Origin of the sequence: Aequorivita iocasae, from assembly GCF_016757735.1 — a bacterium.
GTDB lineage: Bacteria > Bacteroidota > Bacteroidia > Flavobacteriales > Flavobacteriaceae > Aequorivita > Aequorivita iocasae.
On the sequence record NZ_CP068439.1, the window covers coordinates 2,914,098 to 2,934,948 of the forward strand.

The window sequence follows — 20,851 nt, forward strand, 5'->3', positions numbered from 1 at the left end:
ATTTTTTTTGGCTTTTAAAGACGATGTATTTAGAATTGATTGAATTCTATAAAACAAAAAAGCCTTTCGGAAACGAAAGGCTTTTCATTATTTATAAATGAAACGATTATTTTTTACCGTCCATTTTGTCTTTAAGCTCTTGCAATTTTGCATTGGCATCACCTAATGTTGGTTTTGCCTCCTCAGCATCCTGAGCTTGCTTTTTCGCGGCAGCTTTTACAATCTTCGCTTCTTCTTCTTTGTGAATAGTCATATGCGAAGCAACCACTTTCTTAAATTCTTTGTTGAATTCAATAATTTGGAATTCTGCTTCATCACCTTTCTTCAACATAGAACCATCTTCTTTTTCAAGGTGACGGCTTGGTACGAAAGCTACGATATCATCGTTGAATTTTACGGTTGCCCCTTTGTCAACTACCTCATCGATAGTTGCAGTGTGCTTGGTTCCAACAGCAAATTCGTCTTCGTATTTATCCCAAGGGTTTTCTTCGGTTTGTTTGTGACCTAAACTAAGTTTACGACCTTCAACGTCCAATTCCAACACAACCACTTCCAATTCGTCACCGATGTTGGTAAATTCACTTGGGTGCTTGATTTTCTTGGTCCAAGAAAGGTCGCTAATGTAGATAAGACCATCGATACCTTCTTCAAGTTCAACAAAAACACCAAAATTGGTGAAGTTGCGAACAATACCTTTATGGCGTGAACCAACTGGGTATTTATTAGTGATGTCAGTCCACGGGTCTGGAGTCATTTGTTTGATGCCAAGGCTCATTTTGCGCTCTTCCTTATCCATTGTAAGGATTACCGCTTCCACCTCATCACCAACGTTTACGAAATCCTGTGCGCTGCGTAAGTGTGTAGACCAAGACATTTCGCTAACGTGGATAAGACCTTCAACACCTTCAGCAACTTCAATAAATGCACCGTAGTCTGCAATAACAACTACTTTACCTTTTACTTTATCACCAACTTTCAACTCTTCACCGAGAGCTTCCCATGGGTGAGGATTTAATTGCTTAAGACCTAATTGGATACGCGTTTTATCTTCATCGAAATCAAGGATAACAACGTTCAATTTCTGATCAAGCTCAACAATCTCGTTCGGGTGGTTGATACGTGACCAAGAAAGGTCAGTAATGTGAACAAGTCCATCAACACCACCAAGATCAACAAATACTCCGTATGAAGTAATGTTTTTAACAACACCTTCAAGTACCTGTCCTTTTTCAAGTTGGCCGATGATTTCTTTTTTCTGCTCTTCAATATCCGCTTCAATAAGCGCTTTGTGCGAAACAACAACGTTTTTGAATTCGTGGTTAATTTTAACCACTTTGAACTCCATTGTTTTACCAACGTAAACGTCGTAATCACGGATTGGTTTAACATCTATTTGCGAACCTGGCAAGAAAGCCTCGATACCGAAAACATCTACGATCATACCACCTTTTGTGCGGCATTTTACGTAACCGTTTACAATTGTACCTTCGTCGTGGGCAGCGTTTACGCGGTCCCAAGCCTTAATGGTTCTAGCTTTACGGTGGCTAAGAATTAATTGACCAGTACTGTCCTCACGAACGTCGATCAATACTTCTACTTTGTCACCAACTTTTAAATCTGGATTGTAACGGAATTCGTTCAACGAAACCACCCCTTCACTCTTCGCGTTGATGTCTATGATTGCGTCACGGTCTGTGATGTAAACCACTTTTCCTTCCACAACCTCATCGTCAAGGGTGTCAACAAAATTCTCAGCTACCAATTTTTCGAATTCTTCAAGCTTACCGTCGTCGATTGGGTCAATCCCTTCTTCGTAGTTGTGCCAGTTGAATTCCTTTAGAAATTTTTCAGGATTGCTTTCCTTTAGGGAAACTTCCTTTTGGGGTTTTGTAGTTTCCCCGTTTTGAGTAGCGGTATCTTCTACCTGCACTTCTTCTTTGTTTGCTTTATCAGCCATTTGTTTGTAAAATTGATTTTTGAGATTTTCGCCTTCGCGGAAATGAAAAACCAATGCTTTGTATTCTGCGCTGTTACAAGACTTTAATGCGACTATCCCACAGAAGGGTTTGTTTAAGTTTAGTTTTTAATTCCTCTTATTCTTGACTCGTCGCTAAGAGGGGCGCAAAAATAAGGTTTTTCTTTTGAAAATCAAAAGGTTTTGGGGAAGAAACTGCAGAAATATATTTTTACATAAAATGCGTTGTACACCTTGGTTTAACCCAAGCTATAAATTTTACAAAGATCCTGCAATTTGGTTTCCATAATAATTCAAGAACTACAGCTTTAAGATTTATTACAGAAGCATTGCTAGGCATGGAGACATTTCAGGTTTTTATCCTATCAAATATAGTAACCGAAATTTCTCAGAAGTTGGCGCATTGTAGATATTCAAAGAATCACTAAATAAAGTGTTATTTAGAACCTACACTATTCTTATAACCCTCAGTATGTTCATTCCGTAGGTTTCATACTGTATTCATACTTTATTTATGGCTTATCTATGACTTATCTATGACTAATATACGGGTGATCCTAGAGTTTGACCCCTCCTTGACCAGTCCTAAAAATAACTATTTAGCAGTCTTGAAATAAAATGGAAAATGGGTTTTTTATATAATTATTTCGAAACATCAAAATAATCGTCCCTGCCCATCATTATCGGTAATGGATTCATCAGGCTCATTTTCATCATGGGGAGTATTTGTTTCCTCATTCAAATCCTCTTCATCCACCACGTCCATTTCCTCGGGCTCCGTAGTCGTGGGAGGCGTATATGTAAGCGGCTCCATCATGTTAATCTCCAAAACCTTTTCTTTGGTCAATTGATTGCCCATTGCCGTTATGCCTTTGACCGCAATAAACTCTTCTAAATTAACCTCTAAATTTTCCTCACGCTCCTGCCCTCTTTTTTTGGCGAAAACCACTTCGGCCATAGGTCGGTAATCTGTGAAAATCTTTTCCAGATAAGAATTGGGATGCTCTGTAATAATGGTTTCTTCCTTGTCGGGATTTTCAATCAAAAAGCGCTTCACATAAAAAAGCTCTTTTTCGCCTTCCCAATATATGGCGCTCAACGGCTTTTTAGGATCCCACTTTTCAATAATTATCATATCGTCATCAAAACGAAGCTGAATATCGGGGATTACCGTTTTAACAACCCCGCTCTGTTTAACAATCAGCAACCTATCCTCCTTTCTGAACTCGCCCAAAAGTTCGCCGCGTTCATCCACATTCAATCGCTGCACAGAATCGTCAAACCATATTTTACGGGGTTTTAGCGTTGAAAGGCCTTTTTCTTTCAACTCAATTTTTTTGATAGAATATTTGGTTACAATATTTCCTTTTGAGTTTCTTCCCTTCACTAATTGATCTGCAAAATCGAGATCGAATTTCAGCTTTTTGATACTTCCACTTTGGCGCAGATAAATGGTTACAACTTCTGCCTCGCCATTCGGATTGGCCGTAAAATAAAGCACTTTGGAGCCTTTAGTTCCATTGGTCATATCGTATTCCTTGTCGCGCGTGATGGAGGTTACCGCAAAACGTTTTACGTAATTTGCGCCGCGGGCACCATCGCGATAAATCATATTATAAATGGTGCGTTTGTCCTTCTTTTTGAATACCGCAACGTGAATAATACCCTTGCCCACAAAGGTTTTTTGATCTACTTTGGTGACCATCATTGTACCGTCTTCAGTAAAGACGATGATGTCGTCTATATCACTGCAGTCGGTAACGTATTCGTCACGTTTTAAACTCGTTCCCACAAAACCTTCAGCGCGATTAACGTATAATTTTGTATTGCGGATTACAACTTTGGTAGCCTCAATATCATCGAAAGTTCTAATTTCAGTTTTGCGCTCCTTCCCTGCACCATAATCTTTTTTTAGTCTTTTGAAATAATCAATAGCATATTCCACCAGATGCGCTAAGTGATGCTTTATTTGGGCAATGCTATCTTCCAGTGCATCAATCTTCTGCTGTGCTTTATCAATATCAAATTTTGAAATTCTCTTGATACGGATTTCAGTCAAACGAACAATATCCTCTTCAGTTACGGCACGCTTCAAATGCTGGATGTGGGGCTGCAAACCTTTATCTATTGCAGCAATTACGCCTTCCCAAGTTTCCTCTTCCTCGATGTCACGATAGATTCGGTTTTCAATAAAAATTCTTTCGAGGGAAGCGAAGTGCCATTGCTCCTCCAGCTCATCCAATTGGATTTCAAGTTCGCTTTTCAGCAGATCCACCGTGCGGTCGGTACTTCTGCGAAGCATTTCAGAAACACCAACAAATAACGGCCGGTTATCCTCAATTACACAACCCAATGGCGAAATGGAAGTTTCGCAAGCTGTGAATGCATACAGCGCATCAATGGTTTTATCGGGCGAAATGCCGCTCGGCAAATGGATTTGGATTTCCACTTCGGCAGCGGTGTTATCCTCTATTTTTTTAATTTTTATTTTTCCCTTCTCGTTGGCTTTTAGAATGGTATCAATCAATGATGACGTATTGGTGCCAAAGGGAATTTCGGTAATTACAAGCGTGTTTTTGTCGAGTTGGTTTATGCGCGCTCGACTGCGGATTTTTCCGCCGCGCATACCATCGTTGTAATCGGCTACATCCATCAGTCCGCCCGTTGGGAAATCTGGATAGATAGTAAACTTTTTGCCCTGCAAATGCTTGATGGAAGCATCAATAAGTTCAATAAAATTATGCGGAAGGATTTTGGTGGAAAGTCCCACAGCAATCCCTTCCCCGCCTTGGTTCAAAAGCAACGGAAATTTTACCGGAAGGTTGATTGGCTCTTTTCTTCGTCCGTCGTATGAAGCTTGCCATCTCGTAACTTTTGGGTTGTAAACCACGTCCAACGCAAACTTTGAAAGACGCGCCTCAATATATCGCGAAGCAGCTGCGCTATCACCTGTTAAAATATTTCCCCAGTTACCTTGCGTGTCGATGAGCAAATCCTTTTGGCCGATTTGTACCATTGCATCGGCAATACTCGCATCGCCGTGCGGGTGGTATTGCATGGTGTGCCCAACGATGTTTGCAACTTTGTTGTAACGCCCATCGTCCAAATCTTTCATCGATTGCATAATGCGGCGCTGCACAGGTTTAAAACCGTCCTCAATTGCAGGCACGGCGCGTTCAAGGATTACATAGCTGGCGTAATCCAAAAACCAATCGCGGTACATTCCGGTTACCTTTTTAATAGATTCTCCGGAAGTATCGCCGTTTACGCCCAAATAGTCTGGGCCTGTTTGTTCTTCTTCGTTATTGTTGAGTTGGTCACTCATTATTTATTATCTATTCTTTATTTCTATTCCTTGCATTCTCTGCGTTGTTGCGGTAAGTTTTCACCACAGAGGCACAAAGGTCGCAGAGATTTTTTATAATGCACGCGATAAATTGCGAGCGCACTGTGAACTGCTACTGAACACTAAATACTTTTTTCATTCCTCCACCCTATCAAGTTCCACCTTCAAATTATCAATAATAAACTCCTGCCGGTCCGGCGTGTTTTTTCCCATATAAAACGAAAGCAGTTCCTCAATACTCATAGATTTATCAAGCATTACAGGATCCAAACGGATGTCGTTGCCAATAAAATGCACAAACTCATCCGGAGAAATTTCACCCAAACCTTTAAAGCGGGTGATTTCGGGTTTTGGTTTTAGCTTTTCTATAGCGTTGATGCGTTCTTCTTCGGAATAGCAATAAATGGTTTCCTTTTTGTTTCGAACACGGAACAGCGGCGTTTGCAAAATATATAAATGCCCTTCTTTTATCAATTCAGGAAAAAACTGCAAGAAAAATGTGATTAAAAGTAAACGAATGTGCATTCCATCCACATCGGCATCCGTGGCGATTACGATATTGTTGTACCGCAAATCCTCCATCGAATCCTCGATATTCAACGCGGCCTGCAAAAGATTGAATTCCTCGTTTTCATATACAATTTTTTTGGTCATACCGTAGGTATTCAACGGTTTCCCACGAAGTGAAAAAACGGCCTGCGTATTTACATCGCGGCTTTTGGTAATGCTTCCGCTTGCGGAATCTCCCTCAGTAATAAACAAAGTAGATTCCAGATTGCGTTCGTTCTTCACGTCGCCCAAATGCACCCGGCAGTCGCGTAATTTTTTATTGTGAAGACTCGCTTTTTTAGCGCGATCCTTTGCGAGTTTACGAATGCCGCTAAGTTCCTTTCTTTCCCTTTCCGCTTGAATTATTTTTCGTTGAATAGCGTCGGCCGTTTCTGGGTTTTTATGCAGAAAATTATCAAGCTGCGTTTTTACGAAATCGTTTATAAACGTCCGCACTGTGGGCAGATCGCCGCCCATATCGGTTGAGCCGAGTTTTGTTTTTGTCTGGCTTTCAAAAACCGGCTCCATTACTTTGATGCTGATTGCCGAAACGATCGATTTCCGCACATCGCTGGCATCGTAATTCTTATTGTAGAATTCGCGTACAGTTTTAACCAAAGCTTCGCGAAAAGCGGCCAAATGCGTTCCACCCTGCGTGGTATTTTGCCCATTCACAAAACTGTGGTATTCCTCGCTATATTGGGTTTTACTGTGGGTTAAGGCTATTTCAATATCATCTCCACGAAGATGGATGATTGGGTATGCGCAGTCTTCTTCGGAAATGGTTTCCATCAAAAGATCTTTCAAGCCATTTTCGGAATAGAACTTTTCGCCATTGAAATCTATCGTCAGTCCCGGATTGAGATAGACGTAGTTTTTCAGCATTTTTTCTACATATTCATTTCTGTATTTGAAGTTTTTGAAAATGCTTTCATCAGGCATGAAAACCACTTTGGTTCCTTTTCGTTTTGTGGTTTCCTCAACGGCAACGTCATTGGTCAACTCCCCCAAGGAAAATTCAGCAGCTTTTATTTGATTATCGCGAACCGATTCCACTTTAAAAAATGCGGAAAGCGCATTTACGGCCTTGGTACCAACGCCATTCAACCCAACAGATTTCTTAAACGCGCGGCTGTCGTACTTTCCGCCCGTGTTCATTTTTGAAACTACGTCGATCACTTTCCCCAATGGAATGCCACGCCCGTAATCACGCACTTTTACTTCTTTGTCTTTTATTCGAACCTCGATGGTCTTTCCGGCGCCCATTACAAACTCGTCGATACAGTTGTCTATCACCTCTTTCAGAAGAATATAGATACCGTCATCGGGCGAGGAACCGTCACCCAACTTACCAATATACATCCCCGGGCGCATGCGGATGTGTTCTTTCCAGTCGAGCGAGCGTATGTTGTCTTCGGTATATTGCGTTTCGGCCATAAGATTTGGTGTAGGGTTGCTAATATAAATATACGCTACCACTTGTGAAACCAATACTTCGGAAAGTAATTAACAATAAAACGTCTGCTATTGTTAGTAATTATTTGTTGACACAAAATCAGGAATATTTGGAGGGTTGAATAAAATAATTTGGAATGACTTATGGAATTTGGTAGGGAATTAGAGTATTGCTAAACTTTTGCAAAGAATGAGGTTCGTCATTGCCTTGTTGCATATCTTTTCATAATTTCATCCCACAAACAAAAACTTCAATGGAATTTATAGATTACTACAAAGTTCTCGGGCTGGACAAGAGTGCCACTGCAGCGGATATAAAGAAGGCATACCGCAAACTTGCCAGAAAACTACACCCCGATTTAAACCCCAATGATAAAACTGCCCAACAGAAATTTCAACAAATAAATGAAGCGAATGAAGTGTTGAGCGATCCAGAAAAACGTAAAAAATACGACCAATACGGAAAAGATTGGCAACACGCCGATGCCTTTGAAGAAGCCAAGCGGCAACAAGGTTCACAAGGTTTTGGAAGACAACGCACCTATACTGGCGGCGCACAGGGTTTTGACGAAAGCCAGTTTTCAGACTTTTTTGAATCGATGTTTGGCGGTGGTGGTTTTAGTCGCAGCGGGGGGCGCAAGCAGACTGCACAGTTTAAGGGACAAGACTTGAACGCTACCCTTCGACTTAATTTGACTGATATTCTGAAAAGCCAAAAACAGACCATTACCATTGGCGAAAAGAAAATTCGGCTAACGATTCCTGCAGGAGTTGAGGATGGACAGACCATCAAAATAAAAGGTTACGGTGGCGAAGGGATGAACGGCGGACCAAAAGGTGATCTCTTTATCACTTTTGAAATTTTCAACAATACGCGCTTCAAAAGACTGGAGAGCGATTTATATTCCACTGAAAATATTTCACTTTACACAGCACTTTTGGGCGGCGAGATAACCATTGAAACCTTAACCGGAAAAGTAAAGCTGCAAGTAAAACCTGAAACACAAAACGACACTAAAGTTAAACTGAAAGGCAAAGGATTTCCCAAGTACAAAAAAGAGGAACAGTATGGTGATCTTTATATAACCTATAAAATTGACTTGCCGAAAAACCTTTCAAAAAAAGAAAAAGAACTTTTTACTGAACTTTCAAAACTGAGATAATGGAACGAGAAAAATACATATTGGTAAAGCATTTTTGCGAAAAAACCCATATAGAGGATACTTTCGTTAAAAATCTGTTTGAATACGATTTGATAACCTATGAAAAACAGGATAACGATTTCTTTATTGATTTGAAGGACATTGCGGAAATAGAACGTATGTTTCGCCTACACAATGATTTAGGCATCAATTTTGAAGGGCTGGATGCCATAAAACAGATGTTAAAACGGATGAAAAAACTAGAAAGGGAAATGGATTTGCTTCAAAAAAGACTGAGGTTGTACGAATAGTTATTTCCAAAAGGAACGGTAAATTCTTTTTAATGAAATGTTAAATGGAATTTAGGGAAATGCACAATCCCATATCTTTATCTTCTATGAGAAAAACAACGATACTATTCACTTTATTGGTTTCTATTAATCTTTTTGCACAGCAAACCAATTTCAATTCAACAAATTCAATCAGCCACGAATCAGCACCTCAAAATAATACGGAAACAGGTTCGGGTGATTTAAGTTCAGACGCTGAAAATATCCATGACCTAACTTCAGCAACAAACTTCAATCCAACCGATAAAACCGTTTATGACGCCCAAAAAAGTAATTCCCCCTATGAATGGAAATGGGTTCGTGATGGGATCTGGACGGGTGCGGCACTTGGAGCTAGCGCCTATGGATTGATACTTATTAAAAACAAAGAAGATCTGCCTTTGTCAGAGCGGGAAAAGTTTTTGAATGAAGAAAGTCTACAAAAAGAGATCGACAAATTAAACTTTTTAGACCAATGGGTAGCGGGGAAACATAACAAAAGTGCAAATGCTATTAGCGACATTCCATTTGCACTATCTTTTGCAGCGCCTTTTGCCTTTTTATTTGATGACGAAATTAACGACCATACTGGCCAATATGTGGGACTTTACATTGAAAGTTTGGCTACAACAGCAGCTATTTATACAATAACTGCAGGATTGGTAAATAGAAGTCGTCCGTATGTATATGATAACAGTGGAGATACGGGTGATGATAGAAGGTTTAAAAATAACGGACAACGCTCCTTTTATTCGGGGCACGTAGCAGCTACGGCCACCGCAACCTTTTTTGCCGCAAAGGCTTTTAGCGATTTTAATCCAGATGCAAACGGAAAAGTTTTTGTTTGGGCAGGTGCCGCAACACTTCCGGCCGCAGTTGGTGTGTTACGGATGGAAGCTGGACAGCATTTTTTAACTGATGTACTTCTCGGATATGTTTTAGGAGCGGGGACCGGGATTTTGGTCCCAGAACTGCATAAAAAGAAGGTGGAAAATATAGATATTTACCCAAGCTCTGGAACCAGTTTTAATGGTGACAGTTACAATGGAATGGCTTTTAGATATACGTTTTAGAACTTCTTTTTGAAAATTTTCTTAAATAAAAAATCCCGCAAGAGCGGGATTCTTTTTTTTCTGATTATACATTGAAACGAAAATGCATCACATCGCCATCTTTTACGATGTAGTCCTTTCCCTCTACCCCCATTTTTCCAGCTACCTTTACTTTGGCTTCGCTGCCGTAGGTAACATAATCATCATACCGAATTACTTCAGCACGAATAAACCCTTTTTCAAAATCGCTGTGGATTACACCCGCAGCCTGCGGCGCAGTAGCTCCTACAGGAATGGTCCATGCTCTTACTTCTTTTACACCTGCTGTAAAATAGGTTTGTAGGTTTAATAATTTATAGGCACTGCGGATCAACTTTGCTGAACCCGCTTCTTCAAGTCCCAGGTCTTCCAAAAACATTTGGCGTTCTTCAAAAGTTTCCAGTTCGGTAATATCTGCTTCTGTGCCAACTGCCAGAACAAGTACCTCAGCATTTTCGCCAGCTACGGCTTCCTTTACTTTTTCAACATAGGCGTTACCGGTGGCTGCCGAGCCTTCATCTACATTACAAACATACATTACGGGTTTATCTGTAATGAACTGTGCGTTTGCAATAAATTCTTCCCTTTCTTCTTGGGATAATTCAATAGCGCGTACAGAGATTCCTGCTTCCAATCCAGATTTTACTTTTAGCAATGCGGCTTCTTCTTTTTGTGCATCCTTGTTTCCGGTTCGCGCGGCACGTTTCACTTTTTCAAGCTTTTTATCAACCGTTTCCAAATCCTTCAATTGAAGTTCAATATCAATTGTTTCTTTATCGCGAATTGGATTTATATTGCCATCAACGTGGACTATATTATCATTATCAAAACAACGCAAAACGTGTAGGATAGCATCGGTCTCACGGATGTTGCTCAAAAATTGGTTGCCCAATCCTTCACCTTTACTGGCCCCTTTTACCAATCCTGCGATATCAACAATTTCAACAGTTGCTGGAATTACGCGTTCGGGTTTCACCAATTCTTCAAGTTTCAACAATCTTTTATCGGGAACGTTCACTACCCCAATGTTGGGCTCGATAGTACAAAAAGGGAAGTTTGCACTTTGTGCCTTTGCATTTGATAGACAATTAAAAAGAGTGGATTTCCCTACGTTTGGCAATCCTACGATACCTGCTTTCATTATTTTATTTTTTCAGGGTGCAAATATACATTATCAAAAAAGAATTTTGCTAATTGTAAGAGAATGGTTTTCTGAAAAAGATTGGGTTTTATTTCACTAAAAATTTACAAGAATTTAACGATAATAGGTTTAGTTTTACTTCTTAACAATAAATAACCAGTTATATGAAAAAAGTAATCTTAAGTCTAGCCGTTGCAGTTTTGACCATAACGGGTGTATTCGCCCAGGAAAATACAGATGTTCAATCTACAACCACCGTAAAAAAAGTTACCCAAAAGGGTACTGATGTGAAAACCAAAGTTGTTGCCGAAACCGAAACCGATAAGGAAATTATAAAGGTGGAAGACAACGATAAACAAGATCAAGCATCAAAAGTAATTACTAAAAGAGATGTAGATTCAAAAGTAGTGGCAGATGATGTTTCTATTGATGCTGCCAATCAACAAGGGCAGATAGCAATTAAGCAAAGACAGGAAGCCGAACTTGCAAAAAATATTGCCATTCAAAAAGAAAAAGCTGCTGCGGAGGCTGAAAAACAGCGTCAAGAAAAATTAATGCAACAACAAAAAGAGCTTGAAGCGAGAAGAGCTGCCTTAACAAAACGTCCAGAAGGAATGGCCAAGTTGAAAAAAGATTAAAATAACTATATTCTATTTATTAAAGCCCCGTCCTTTTATTATGGACGGGGCTTTTTTTTATTGAACGTTTTCATTTTAATAGAAATTAACAAAATGAAGTGTGTATCCAAAAAAGTTTAGCAAAAAGTTATAAAATTAAGTTGGTCAATCTTGTCTTCAATAGTTATATTAATACGTAAGAAAATTAATAATCACAAAATAAACTATTATGAAAAAGATACTCATTGTTTTTGCTCTTGCAGCGTTTACCTCAGGTTTCGCACAAGTTGACAGAAACACGAACACAAAAGAAACAACTATTGTAAAGAAAACTTATATTGAAGACGACAAGGGAATTGATGTAGAAACCCAAAAGGCCACAATTTCTCAACAACGCCAATTAGCGTTGAAGAATACAGATGTGGTTAAAACTAACTATAGTGTTACAATGACGCCTATAACCATCAATACTGACTACAGTTATACTTTTAACAATAACAAATATAGTTTCAGTGCTGACAACAATGGATACATTCTGAATCAAATTGTTACCGGAGCACAAAACTCAGAATACGCTAAATTGAAACCATTAGGTCAAAAAGGATATTACCTTTTTAAAAAAGATGGTCAGACATCAGTTGGCTATTTTAACCAATACGGTAATTTTGTAGTTGAGGGATTTGATTCCAATACAGATAATGTTTCAACAACTATTTTCAAGCTTGATGATAAAAGCAAAAGCATGATGAAGGAACAAAAGATGTAAAATACCTTTTAAAGAGAGCGATAAAAAAATACCAGAAAACTGGTATTTTTTTTGCATTTAAATGAATTAGCTTTTCATTATCAAACCTTTACCACAAATTAACAAACACAAGTCCTAATTTTGAATATAACCTTTAAAAACTATATTATGAAAAAAGCAATGTTACTTTTAGCAATATTTTCCTTTTCGGCTAATTTCGCCCAAGTAGATAAAAACACAAACACAGAAAAGCAAACAGTAGTTACCAAGACCTCGGTAACCGACGATAAAGGAACTGATACGGCTACCAAGGCAGTGACCCAAACCAAAAAAGAGGTGTTGACATTAAAAGATAGTGATGCCAACCAAACCAACCAAAGTGTGGTTATGAAACCTATTGAGGTAGATACTGATGTAACTTACGACTATGAAGGAAACCGTTTTAAGTTTCTTAATCAAAAGGATGAGGAAGGTTACCGTTTAATGACTATTAAGGACAATGCAACTAATGAAGAATACGCTGTTATAAAACCAACTTCCCAAAATGGTTATTATATTATGTCTCAAGATGGAAAATCCTCATTTGGTTACTTTAATACAGAGGGCAACTTTGTGGTAGAACGATATGACGCAAAAACAGACGCAATCGTCTCGGAAGTTTATAAACTCAATGTAAAAAGTGATGTGAAAAAAGATAAAATGTAGAATAATTATTAACTATCCCCACAAAATGAAAAACGGCTCTCAGTTTGAACTGAGAGCCGTTTTTTAATTATAATAGTATTGTTTTAGTCTTTATGCATAAAAGCCTGCTTTGCCAAAAGTTCCTCCTCAGACTCCACGTGATCATCATCGGGAACACAGCAATCTACCGGGCATACTGCCGCACATTGCGGTTCGTCATGAAAACCTTTGCACTCGGTACATTTATCTGGTACAATAAAATAAATTTCATCGCTCACGGGCTCTTGTGCCTCATTGGCATCTACTTGTTTTCCGTTTGGCAAAACTACTTTACCCTCTAAATCGGTTCCATCGGCATAGCGCCAATCATCAGCACCTTCATAGATTGCGGTATTAGGGCACTCAGGCTCGCAAGCGCCACAGTTTATACATTCATCGGTTATTATAATTGCCATGGGATATTCTTTTTCTAACTTTGCGCAAATTTAATGCCTATCAATCGCAACTCCAAAATAAGTATGCAATTAAAACAAAGAATTAACGCTTTTATCGCATTAGGAACCTATCTAAAACGTATTGCATTCGAAAATGATTATGAGGAGGCGAAAAGAATATTTCAAATTGCCGAAGCTGAGAATGGCTGGTTTACACAGGACAATATAAGGTTTGCGTTAAAAAGCTGGAGCGAAGCACTTTCAGAAGAAAATATTCAGCAGTGGATTTCTAATTACCAAATGGAAGAGACCAATCCAAAAATCGTTGCTATCATAATGGCGGGAAATGTTCCCTTGGTAGGTTTTCACGATTTCCTTTCAGTGCTTATAACCGGAAACAAAGTGCTAGCAAAACTCTCTTCAAACGACAAAACACTTTTACCCTTCTTTTCAAATTATTTAATTTCCGTGGAGCCGGACTTCAAAAATTATATTGAATTTACCGAAGGTCGATTGAAAGATTTTGATGCAGTCATCGCCACGGGCAGTAATAATACCGCTCGTTACTTTGAATATTATTTTGGAAAATATCCGCACATTATTCGCAAGAACAGAAATTCCGTTGCGGTGCTAACAGGCAATGAAACCGAGGAAGAACTCACGGCCCTTGCCGATGATATATTTAGATATTTTGGTCTCGGCTGCCGAAATGTATCAAAAATATATATTCCTGAAAATTATGATTTTGAAGCTTTTTTCAAGGCAATGTACAGTTGGAAGGAAATTATTCATAACCACAAATACATCAACAATTATGATTATAACAAGGCGGTGTATTTGATGGATAGCTTTCCGCTATTGGACAATGAATTTTTATTACTGAAAGAAGACAATGGTTTCTCCTCTCCTATTTCGGTAGTTTTCTATGAAAAATTCAGTTCTTTCCAAAAGCTTAAAAAAGTATTGGAAGTCCAGTCAGAAAACATACAGTGTGTGGTTTCAAATGCCAATCTTCCAAATGAAGTACCTTTTGGAATGGCGCAAACTCCAGATTTGTGGGATTATGCTGATGGAGTAGACACAGTTGACTTCCTGTTGAAACTTCCTTGATAAAATATTCTTAATTCCCACATAATTAGTGGCATAATTCACATCTTTGTAATATAAATTTTCATCCAATGAAAAAACACAATTTTAGTGCAGGGCCCTGCATTTTGCCACAATCTGTTTTACAGAAAGCTGCGGAAGCCGTCTTAGACTTCAACAATTTAAATCTTTCATTAATTGAAATTTCCCATCGCAGCAAATATTTTGTGGAAGTAATGGAACATGCCCGAAATCTTGCATTGGAGCATTTGGGTCTTCAAGATAAGGGATATAAAGCATTATTTTTACAAGGAGGCGCGAGTCTTGAATTTTTAATGGTAGCCTATAATCTTTTAGAAAAAAAAGCAGCATACCTAAACACGGGAACTTGGAGCGATAAGGCGATTAAGGAAGCAAAACTTTTTGGGGAAGTTGTGGAGGTAGCCACATCAAAAAGTGACAATTTCAACTTTATTCCTAAAAATTTCCAAATCCCAAAAGATGCTGATTACTTTCACTGTACCAGCAACAACACTATTTTCGGAACACAGATTCATGAATTCCCGGAGTCTGAAATCCCCATGGTCTGTGATATGAGCAGCGATATCTTTTCGCGTCAGCTCGATTTCTCAAAATTCAGTTTAATCTATGCCGGTGCCCAAAAGAACATGGGGCCAGCAGGAACAACACTTGTAGTTATAAAAGAAGATATTTTAGGAAAAGTTTCACGCGCCATTCCTTCTATGTTGAATTATAAAGTGCATATTTATAAGGACAGTATGTTTAACACCCCGGCGGTATTTTCGGTGTACGTATCCATGTTGACTTTGGAATGGTTAAAAGATCTGGGAGGCATTTCAGCAATTGAAAAAGTAAACAACCAAAAAGCCGAACTTCTTTATAATGAAATTGACCGAAACCCTTTATTTGAAGGGTTTGTGGCAAATAAGGAGGACCGCTCAAAAATGAACGCTACCTTTAATTTAAAAAACGACGAACTAAAAGCCACTTTTCACAATCAACTTAAACAGGCCGGAATCAATGGTCTAAATGGTCATCGCAGCGTTGGGGGCTACCGCGCCTCTATGTATAACGCCTTGCCATTAGAGAGCGTGCAGGTTTTGGTGGATGTAATGCAAACCGTGGAAAGAGGCGCTTAGAAAATAATAATACAGAATTTTTAACAAATGAAAATATTAGCAAACGACGGAATCTCAAAAAGTGGAATCACCACTCTGGAAAAAGCCGGTTTTGAAGTATTGACCGTGCATGTTGCACAAGAACAACTTCAAAATTACATAAATGAACATAAAATTGAAGTACTACTAGTGCGCAGTGCAACCAAAGTGCGCAAGGATATTATAGATAATTGTCCCTCCCTAAAAATCATTGGTCGCGGCGGCGTGGGAATGGACAATATTGATGTGGAATATGCACGAAATAATGGTATTGAAGTAATCAATACCCCTGCAGCTTCTTCGGCTTCTGTAGCAGAATTAGTTTTTGCACATTTGTTTGGAAGCGTACGTTTTCTGCACGATTCAAACAGAAACATGCCCTTGGATGGCGATACAAAATTCAAAGAATTAAAGAAAAATTACGGCGGCGGACGCGAGTTACGTGGAAAAACACTCGGCATTATCGGTTTCGGAAGAATTGGTCGCGAAGTAGCAAAAATAGCCTTGGGCTGTGGCATGAAGGTTATTGCTAGTGATAACGAAGTGGGCGAAGCAGATATAACACTTGACTTTTACGATGGTCAAACAATAACACTCAAAATAAAGACCGAACCCGTTTCTGAATTGATACAACACAGTGATTTTATTACGCTTCACGTACCCGCACAAAACGGGTATGTAATTGATAAGGAAGAAATTTCGCAAATGAAGAAAGGAGCTGGAATAGTTAACGCTGCACGTGGCGGCATACTCAATGAAAAAGCACTTTTGGAAGCTATTGAAGATGGAAAGATTTCATTTGCAGCATTAGATGTTTTTGAAGAAGAACCTACACCTTCAATAAAAGTTTTAATGCATGATAAAATTTCATTAACGCCTCATATCGGTGCTGCTACTAACGAAGCACAAGACCGAATTGGCATCGAGCTTGCAGAACAAATTATAAGTTTAATGGCCAAAGCATAACATTTTTCTTTACCTTGTATAAGAGTTAATTTTCACAAATAATGGCTTCAATTTTAGATTTACTTAGTAGTGATATAGGCAAGCAACTTATTAGTGGCGCTAGTGCGAAAACCGGTCAACCCACAGATAAAACAGCAAGTGTATTGAGTATGGCACTACCCGTGATTTTGGGCGCAATGCAAAAAAATGCTTCAACTTCCCAAGGAGCAAAAAGCCTGAACAATGCTTTAGAAGACAATAAGCACGATGGTTCTATTTTGAGCCGATTAAGCAGTCTTTTGGAAAACCAAAACGAAGAGAATGGACTAACAAAAGATGGGGCAGGTATTTTAAATCACGTACTTGGCGGGAACCAACAGAAAGTACAGCAAGGCATTAGTAATGTTAGTGGTGTAGATGCAAGTTCCGTTGAAAAAATCATCCAAATGGCCGCACCCATTCTTATGGGAGTCTTAGGCAACCAAAAAAGAAAAGACAATGTGGGAGCCGAGGGTCTTGGCGATCTTTTGGGTTCCGTTATGGGTGAAAGCACCCATCATGACAGATCGTTAATTGAAACACTTTTAGATGCCGATGGTGATGGGAGTGTGATTGACGATATAGCCGGAATGGTTTTGGGAGGCAAAAAGAAAAAAAGTGGAATTGCCGGAATGCTCGGCGGACTTTTCGGAAAATAAGCGCCTTATATATTTAAACAATACAATTTTCCGGTCTAATTATTACAAATGAAAGTTAAATCAGGCTGTCTTCATTTTTACATTTGTTAACTTTGAAAAAATCTTTGATATGAAAATTTTTCTACTAATTGCAGTATTTTCATTTGCATTTTTTAGCTGTGGAACAGGAAATACTTCCATAAACAGCTCACCAATTGATGGAAATACAAAAAAAGATACAGTTAGAATTGCGAATGATAGCCTTGAATATGAAATAATAATTGTAGAACCAGGGTTTCAATCTTGGCTGATTTCCCAGCCACCACGGGGTTTCTATGGTCAAGCAAAATTAGAAGGGAAAAACCGACAGTTTGTAGCTGAGTACAATAGCCGTGTTTTACAGCCAAACTTATATTCCAGAAACTTGTATGGCGAACAAATAAATTACGATCCAACCATAGATTATGGATATGAAGTGAATTACTTATTGTATAATTATTTTGTCTATTTTCAGGAAAAGTACAATCAAAAATTTGTAGGCGGAAGAAATTGAAGAAGTTAAAAGAACGATGGAATATTGAAACCAACGGCCAGCTATTTATAATTTTATTGGTATTTGCAATCACTGGAAGTTCCGCAGCCAAGTTGGCTGCTCCGCTAACAGATTTCTTTAATATAACTAAGGAAATGGGATGGTACATATACTGGCCATTTCGCATTTTTATTATCTTGCCAATTTATAAAGTACTTTTAGTATTTTTTGGATGGGTGTTTGGGGAATTTGATTTTTTTTGGAATTTTGCAAAAAAAATGCTCCGAAGCATGGGATTCAAATTTTAATTAAGAAATGATACTTCTTAAAACAAAAGTTACACAAATTTTAGTCGCTACAATATTCTCGTTGGCACTGCTGCTTCCTACTGCTGTACAATTTGCGCATACTTTTGAAGGTCACGAACACAAAGCCTGTACCGATATTTCAACGCATCTTCACGAAAAACAGCTAGACTGTTTCATTTGTGATTTTCACTTTTCAATATTTGCCTTTACTCCTCAGGAAGTTCTCGACTTCCCTTTATTTCACAGGTTTCAGCATATTGAAATTTTTTACTTTACTTCTACTTTTAATTTAGATCCCGCCCCATATTTTCTTAGAGGTCCTCCGCTATTTTCTTGATTTTTAACATTTTATTTTATTAAACTTAATTTTTAAATCAAGAAAGCATGAAAAACATACTATGCTTACTTGTGGTGTTCTTTGCATATACCACGGTAAGATCACAAAATACCTTGACGGGAAACATAACTTCAAAAAACACAAAAGAACCAATACCGGCAACAATCTATATTCCACAACTTGAAAAAGGAACGGTTGCAGATTTTAACGGTAGCTACACGATAATTAACATTCCCGACGGAAGCTATAATATAGTTTTTTCTTCACTAGGGTTTGCAAGCATTTCAAAAAAAATTAATTTTTCAAACGGAAAAAGCGTTACGGAAAATATTGAAATGCAGGAAAGTGCCGTAGAAATGGAAGAAGTTATAGTTTCTACTCCTTTTCATAAATTACAGAGTGACAATGTTATGAAGGTAGAACGAATTTCCACCGAAGATCTAAACGCCTCTGGGGCTGTAACCCTAGTCGATGGCATTAAAAATATTGCGGGTGTTGATATTATTAGCACAGGTACAGGTATTGGAAAACCAGTTATTCGCGGACTAAGCTCAAACAGAGTTTTAACTTATGCGCAAGGTGTACGTTTAGAAAACCAGCAATTTGGCGATGAACATGGCCTAGGTATTAATGAAGCCGGAGTAGAAAGCGTAGAGGTTATTAAGGGCCCTGCATCTTTGCTTTACGGAAGCGATGCACTGGGCGGAGTACTTTATTTGAATCCTGAAAAATTTGCATTGTCCGGTGAAACTCACGGTGATCTAAGCAGCACTTATTTTTCAAATACATTGGGAACGGCTACAAATCTTGGAATTAAAACCTCAGGTAAAAAGCTGAAGTTTTTGGCACGGGGCACCTATGCAAGATTCAGTGATTATGATACGGGAGCAGATTATCGTGTAACCAACACTAGGTTTAATGAAATAGATTTCAAAACTGGATTGCAATATTCTGATAAAAAATTTAAATCAACACTTCGCTATAATTATAATCGCTCCAATATTGGTATACCTGAGGAAATCGGTGAGCAAACGCGTTCAAAAGATTTAGAACTTCCTTTTCAGGAAATTGACAACCACATTTTAAGTTTTGACAATACGCTGTTTTTTAATAATTCCAGTCTAGATATAAAAGCTGGCTATTTGTTTAATGACAGACGGGAATTTGAAGAAGAACCAGATGTAGCAGCCCTTCGTCTTAAATTAAATACTTTTAATTATGATGTGAAATATCACTTACCTCAATTGGGTAATTTTGAAACCATAGTTGGTCTGCAGGGAATGTTGCAAAATAATAAAAACGAAGGTGAGGAAATTTTAATTCCCGATGCTACAACTACTGATATCGGAATTTTGACAACTACACACTACCACTTGGAAAAAATTGATTTTCAAGCTGGAATCCGTTTTGACTCCCGAAAAATTAAAAGTGAAGCCGCTAGAAATCCAACTGACATGGATTTTATTCCAGCACTAAATACAACCTTTAATAGCTTTACGGCGGCCTTAGGGGCTAAACTCGATATTGTTGAAAATTTTTCAACACGAATCAATCTTGCCAGTGGATTTAGAGCCCCAAACTTAGCAGAACTAACTTCTAATGGCGTTCACGAAGGTACAAACCGCTATGAACGTGGTAATACAGCATTAACAAACGAGCAAAATTTTCAAGCTGATGTTGCCTTGGAGTACAGAAACGAACATATTGAGTTTTTTGCAAATGGTTTTTACAACGCCCTTAATGACTACATTTTTCTGTCGCCTACCAATGAAACCATTGACGATGCACAGGTATTTGATTATTTGCAGGACAACGCATCACTTTATGGAGGCGAATTGGGCTTTCACCTTCACCCCCACCCGTTGGATTGGCTTCATTTAGAAAGTAGTTTCGAAACGGTTACGGGTAAATTGAGCAATGATGATTACTTGCCATTGATACCGGCAAATTCACTACGGAATACATTCCGTGTAGAATTAAATGACGGAAAAATCAGAAAATCAAGTTCAGCTTTTATAACACTCGAAAATACCTTTGACCAAAAAAATGTAAGCAATTTTGAAACAAGAACTGGTGGTTATTCCCTATTGAGTGCAGGAATTGAAAGCAGTTTTAAACTTCAAAAGGTTTTATTTAAAATCGGCTTGAATGGAACAAATCTTACCGATAAAAAATATATAGCCCATTTGTCTAGATTAAAACCCGATGGTATCTTTAATATTGGAAGAAGTATTAATGTAAACCTAAAATTGGAAATTTAAAGAAAAAGCCCCGATCTGG

At 38.4% G+C, this 20,851-nt stretch carries 19 protein-coding genes; 14 read left to right on the forward strand and 5 right to left on the reverse strand.

Features of this window, described 5'->3' with window-relative positions:
* Positions 1-106: 106 nt before the first annotated feature.
* The 3 genes from rpsA to JK629_RS13435 all read right to left on the reverse strand — a co-directional run bounded on the left by rpsA (position 107) and on the right by JK629_RS13435 (position 7,307).
* Positions 107-1,957 carry a 30S ribosomal protein S1 gene (gene rpsA, locus JK629_RS13425; protein WP_202336119.1) on the reverse strand — a complete coding sequence of 617 codons (1,851 nt, stop codon included), beginning with the start codon at positions 1,955-1,957 and terminating at the stop codon, positions 107-109.
* A gap of 673 nt (positions 1,958-2,630) precedes the next feature.
* Positions 2,631-5,300 (reverse strand): DNA gyrase/topoisomerase IV subunit A, encoded by a 2,670-nt coding sequence (locus tag JK629_RS13430; protein WP_225626031.1) that lies wholly within the window; start codon positions 5,298-5,300, stop codon positions 2,631-2,633.
* A 156-nt stretch (positions 5,301-5,456) separates the two neighbouring features.
* Positions 5,457-7,307 carry a DNA topoisomerase IV subunit B gene (locus JK629_RS13435; RefSeq protein WP_202336120.1) on the reverse strand — a complete coding sequence of 617 codons (1,851 nt, stop codon included), beginning with the start codon at positions 7,305-7,307 and terminating at the stop codon, positions 5,457-5,459.
* Positions 7,308-7,579: 272 nt separating this feature from the next.
* On the opposite strand from JK629_RS13435, the gene JK629_RS13440 reads away from it, so the two are divergent.
* The 3 genes from JK629_RS13440 (at position 7,580) to JK629_RS13450 (ending at position 9,869) form a co-directional block, all read left to right on the forward strand.
* Positions 7,580-8,488, forward strand: coding sequence for a DnaJ C-terminal domain-containing protein (locus JK629_RS13440; RefSeq protein WP_202336121.1), 909 nt, complete (start codon positions 7,580-7,582; stop codon positions 8,486-8,488).
* On the forward strand, positions 8,488-8,778 hold the full coding sequence (locus JK629_RS13445) for a chaperone modulator CbpM (protein WP_202336122.1): 291 nt from the start codon (positions 8,488-8,490) through the stop codon (positions 8,776-8,778). The genes JK629_RS13440 and JK629_RS13445 overlap by 1 nt, the downstream gene beginning before the upstream one ends.
* An 86-nt stretch (positions 8,779-8,864) precedes the next feature.
* Entirely contained in the window at positions 8,865-9,869 is a 1,005-nt protein-coding gene (locus JK629_RS13450) for a phosphatase PAP2 family protein (protein WP_202336123.1), read from the forward strand.
* A gap of 64 nt (positions 9,870-9,933) precedes the next feature.
* Here JK629_RS13450 and ychF read toward each other — a convergent pair whose 3' ends face one another.
* Entirely contained in the window at positions 9,934-11,028 is a 1,095-nt protein-coding gene (gene ychF / locus JK629_RS13455) for a redox-regulated ATPase YchF (RefSeq protein ID WP_202336124.1), read from the reverse strand.
* Between the two features lie 164 nt (positions 11,029-11,192).
* Between ychF and JK629_RS13460 the strand changes: the two genes are divergently transcribed.
* The 3 genes from JK629_RS13460 to JK629_RS13470 all read left to right on the forward strand — a co-directional run bounded on the left by JK629_RS13460 (position 11,193) and on the right by JK629_RS13470 (position 13,095).
* A complete protein-coding gene (locus JK629_RS13460) occupies positions 11,193-11,666 on the forward strand; it encodes a hypothetical protein (protein ID WP_202336125.1) in 474 nt (157 codons plus the stop codon).
* Between the two features lie 208 nt (positions 11,667-11,874).
* Positions 11,875-12,411: a hypothetical protein gene (locus tag JK629_RS13465; RefSeq protein WP_202336126.1), complete on the forward strand. Its 537-nt coding sequence runs from the start codon at positions 11,875-11,877 to the stop codon at positions 12,409-12,411.
* A 147-nt stretch (positions 12,412-12,558) separates the two neighbouring features.
* Positions 12,559-13,095, forward strand: coding sequence for a hypothetical protein (locus JK629_RS13470; RefSeq protein WP_202336127.1), 537 nt, complete (start codon positions 12,559-12,561; stop codon positions 13,093-13,095).
* 83 nt (positions 13,096-13,178) lie between these two features.
* Here the strand turns inward: JK629_RS13470 and JK629_RS13475 are convergent, their stop codons facing one another.
* Complete coding sequence (locus JK629_RS13475; RefSeq protein WP_202336128.1) at positions 13,179-13,529, reverse strand: 4Fe-4S dicluster domain-containing protein; 351 nt, start codon at positions 13,527-13,529, stop codon at positions 13,179-13,181.
* 63 nt (positions 13,530-13,592) lie between these two features.
* Here JK629_RS13475 and JK629_RS13480 point away from each other — a divergent pair, with 63 nt between their 5' ends.
* The 8 genes from JK629_RS13480 (at position 13,593) to JK629_RS13510 (ending at position 20,832) form a co-directional block, all read left to right on the forward strand.
* On the forward strand, positions 13,593-14,618 hold the full coding sequence (locus JK629_RS13480; RefSeq protein ID WP_202336129.1) for an acyl-CoA reductase: 1,026 nt from the start codon (positions 13,593-13,595) through the stop codon (positions 14,616-14,618).
* 68 nt (positions 14,619-14,686) lie between these two features.
* On the forward strand, positions 14,687-15,754 hold the full coding sequence (gene serC / locus JK629_RS13485; RefSeq protein ID WP_202336130.1) for a 3-phosphoserine/phosphohydroxythreonine transaminase: 1,068 nt from the start codon (positions 14,687-14,689) through the stop codon (positions 15,752-15,754).
* Positions 15,755-15,781: 27 nt separating this feature from the next.
* Positions 15,782-16,738 (forward strand): D-2-hydroxyacid dehydrogenase, encoded by a 957-nt coding sequence (locus JK629_RS13490; RefSeq protein WP_202336131.1) that lies wholly within the window; start codon positions 15,782-15,784, stop codon positions 16,736-16,738.
* Between the two features lie 41 nt (positions 16,739-16,779).
* Positions 16,780-17,415, forward strand: coding sequence for a DUF937 domain-containing protein (locus JK629_RS13495; RefSeq protein ID WP_202336132.1), 636 nt, complete (start codon positions 16,780-16,782; stop codon positions 17,413-17,415).
* 109 nt (positions 17,416-17,524) lie between these two features.
* Positions 17,525-17,947 carry a DUF6146 family protein gene (locus JK629_RS13500; RefSeq protein WP_202336133.1) on the forward strand — a complete coding sequence of 141 codons (423 nt, stop codon included), beginning with the start codon at positions 17,525-17,527 and terminating at the stop codon, positions 17,945-17,947.
* Between the two features lie 56 nt (positions 17,948-18,003).
* Positions 18,004-18,234: a DUF6787 family protein gene (locus JK629_RS15560; protein WP_317193698.1), complete on the forward strand. Its 231-nt coding sequence runs from the start codon at positions 18,004-18,006 to the stop codon at positions 18,232-18,234.
* 7 nt (positions 18,235-18,241) lie between these two features.
* Positions 18,242-18,571 carry a hypothetical protein gene (locus tag JK629_RS13505; RefSeq protein WP_202336134.1) on the forward strand — a complete coding sequence of 110 codons (330 nt, stop codon included), beginning with the start codon at positions 18,242-18,244 and terminating at the stop codon, positions 18,569-18,571.
* Between the two features lie 47 nt (positions 18,572-18,618).
* Positions 18,619-20,832 carry a TonB-dependent receptor gene (locus JK629_RS13510; protein WP_202336135.1) on the forward strand — a complete coding sequence of 738 codons (2,214 nt, stop codon included), beginning with the start codon at positions 18,619-18,621 and terminating at the stop codon, positions 20,830-20,832.
* Positions 20,833-20,851: the final 19 nt, after the last annotated feature.

Excerpts from the sequence above, each read along its gene's own strand:
- JK629_RS13460 (WP_202336125.1), top strand. The coding sequence starts at position 11,193 with ATGAAAAAAGTAATCTTAAGTCTAGCCGTTGCAGTTTTGACCATAACG.
- ychF (WP_202336124.1), bottom strand. The coding sequence starts at position 11,028 with ATGAAAGCAGGTATCGTAGGATTGCCAAACGTAGGGAAATCCACTCTT.
- rpsA (WP_202336119.1), bottom strand. The coding sequence starts at position 1,957 with ATGGCTGATAAAGCAAACAAAGAAGAAGTGCAGGTAGAAGATACCGCT.
- JK629_RS13505 (WP_202336134.1), top strand. The coding sequence starts at position 18,242 with ATGATACTTCTTAAAACAAAAGTTACACAAATTTTAGTCGCTACAATA.
- JK629_RS13430 (WP_225626031.1), bottom strand. The coding sequence starts at position 5,300 with ATGAGTGACCAACTCAACAATAACGAAGAAGAACAAACAGGCCCAGAC.
- JK629_RS13490 (WP_202336131.1), top strand. The coding sequence starts at position 15,782 with ATGAAAATATTAGCAAACGACGGAATCTCAAAAAGTGGAATCACCACT.
- JK629_RS13480 (WP_202336129.1), top strand. The coding sequence starts at position 13,593 with ATGCAATTAAAACAAAGAATTAACGCTTTTATCGCATTAGGAACCTAT.
- JK629_RS13440 (WP_202336121.1), top strand. The coding sequence starts at position 7,580 with ATGGAATTTATAGATTACTACAAAGTTCTCGGGCTGGACAAGAGTGCC.
- JK629_RS13500 (WP_202336133.1), top strand. The coding sequence starts at position 17,525 with ATGAAAATTTTTCTACTAATTGCAGTATTTTCATTTGCATTTTTTAGC.
- JK629_RS13465 (WP_202336126.1), top strand. The coding sequence starts at position 11,875 with ATGAAAAAGATACTCATTGTTTTTGCTCTTGCAGCGTTTACCTCAGGT.
- JK629_RS13510 (WP_202336135.1), top strand. The coding sequence starts at position 18,619 with ATGAAAAACATACTATGCTTACTTGTGGTGTTCTTTGCATATACCACG.
- JK629_RS13475 (WP_202336128.1), bottom strand. The coding sequence starts at position 13,529 with ATGGCAATTATAATAACCGATGAATGTATAAACTGTGGCGCTTGCGAG.
- JK629_RS13450 (WP_202336123.1), top strand. The coding sequence starts at position 8,865 with ATGAGAAAAACAACGATACTATTCACTTTATTGGTTTCTATTAATCTT.
- JK629_RS13470 (WP_202336127.1), top strand. The coding sequence starts at position 12,559 with ATGAAAAAAGCAATGTTACTTTTAGCAATATTTTCCTTTTCGGCTAAT.
- JK629_RS13435 (WP_202336120.1), bottom strand. The coding sequence starts at position 7,307 with ATGGCCGAAACGCAATATACCGAAGACAACATACGCTCGCTCGACTGG.
- serC (WP_202336130.1), top strand. The coding sequence starts at position 14,687 with ATGAAAAAACACAATTTTAGTGCAGGGCCCTGCATTTTGCCACAATCT.
- JK629_RS13445 (WP_202336122.1), top strand. The coding sequence starts at position 8,488 with ATGGAACGAGAAAAATACATATTGGTAAAGCATTTTTGCGAAAAAACC.
- JK629_RS13495 (WP_202336132.1), top strand. The coding sequence starts at position 16,780 with ATGGCTTCAATTTTAGATTTACTTAGTAGTGATATAGGCAAGCAACTT.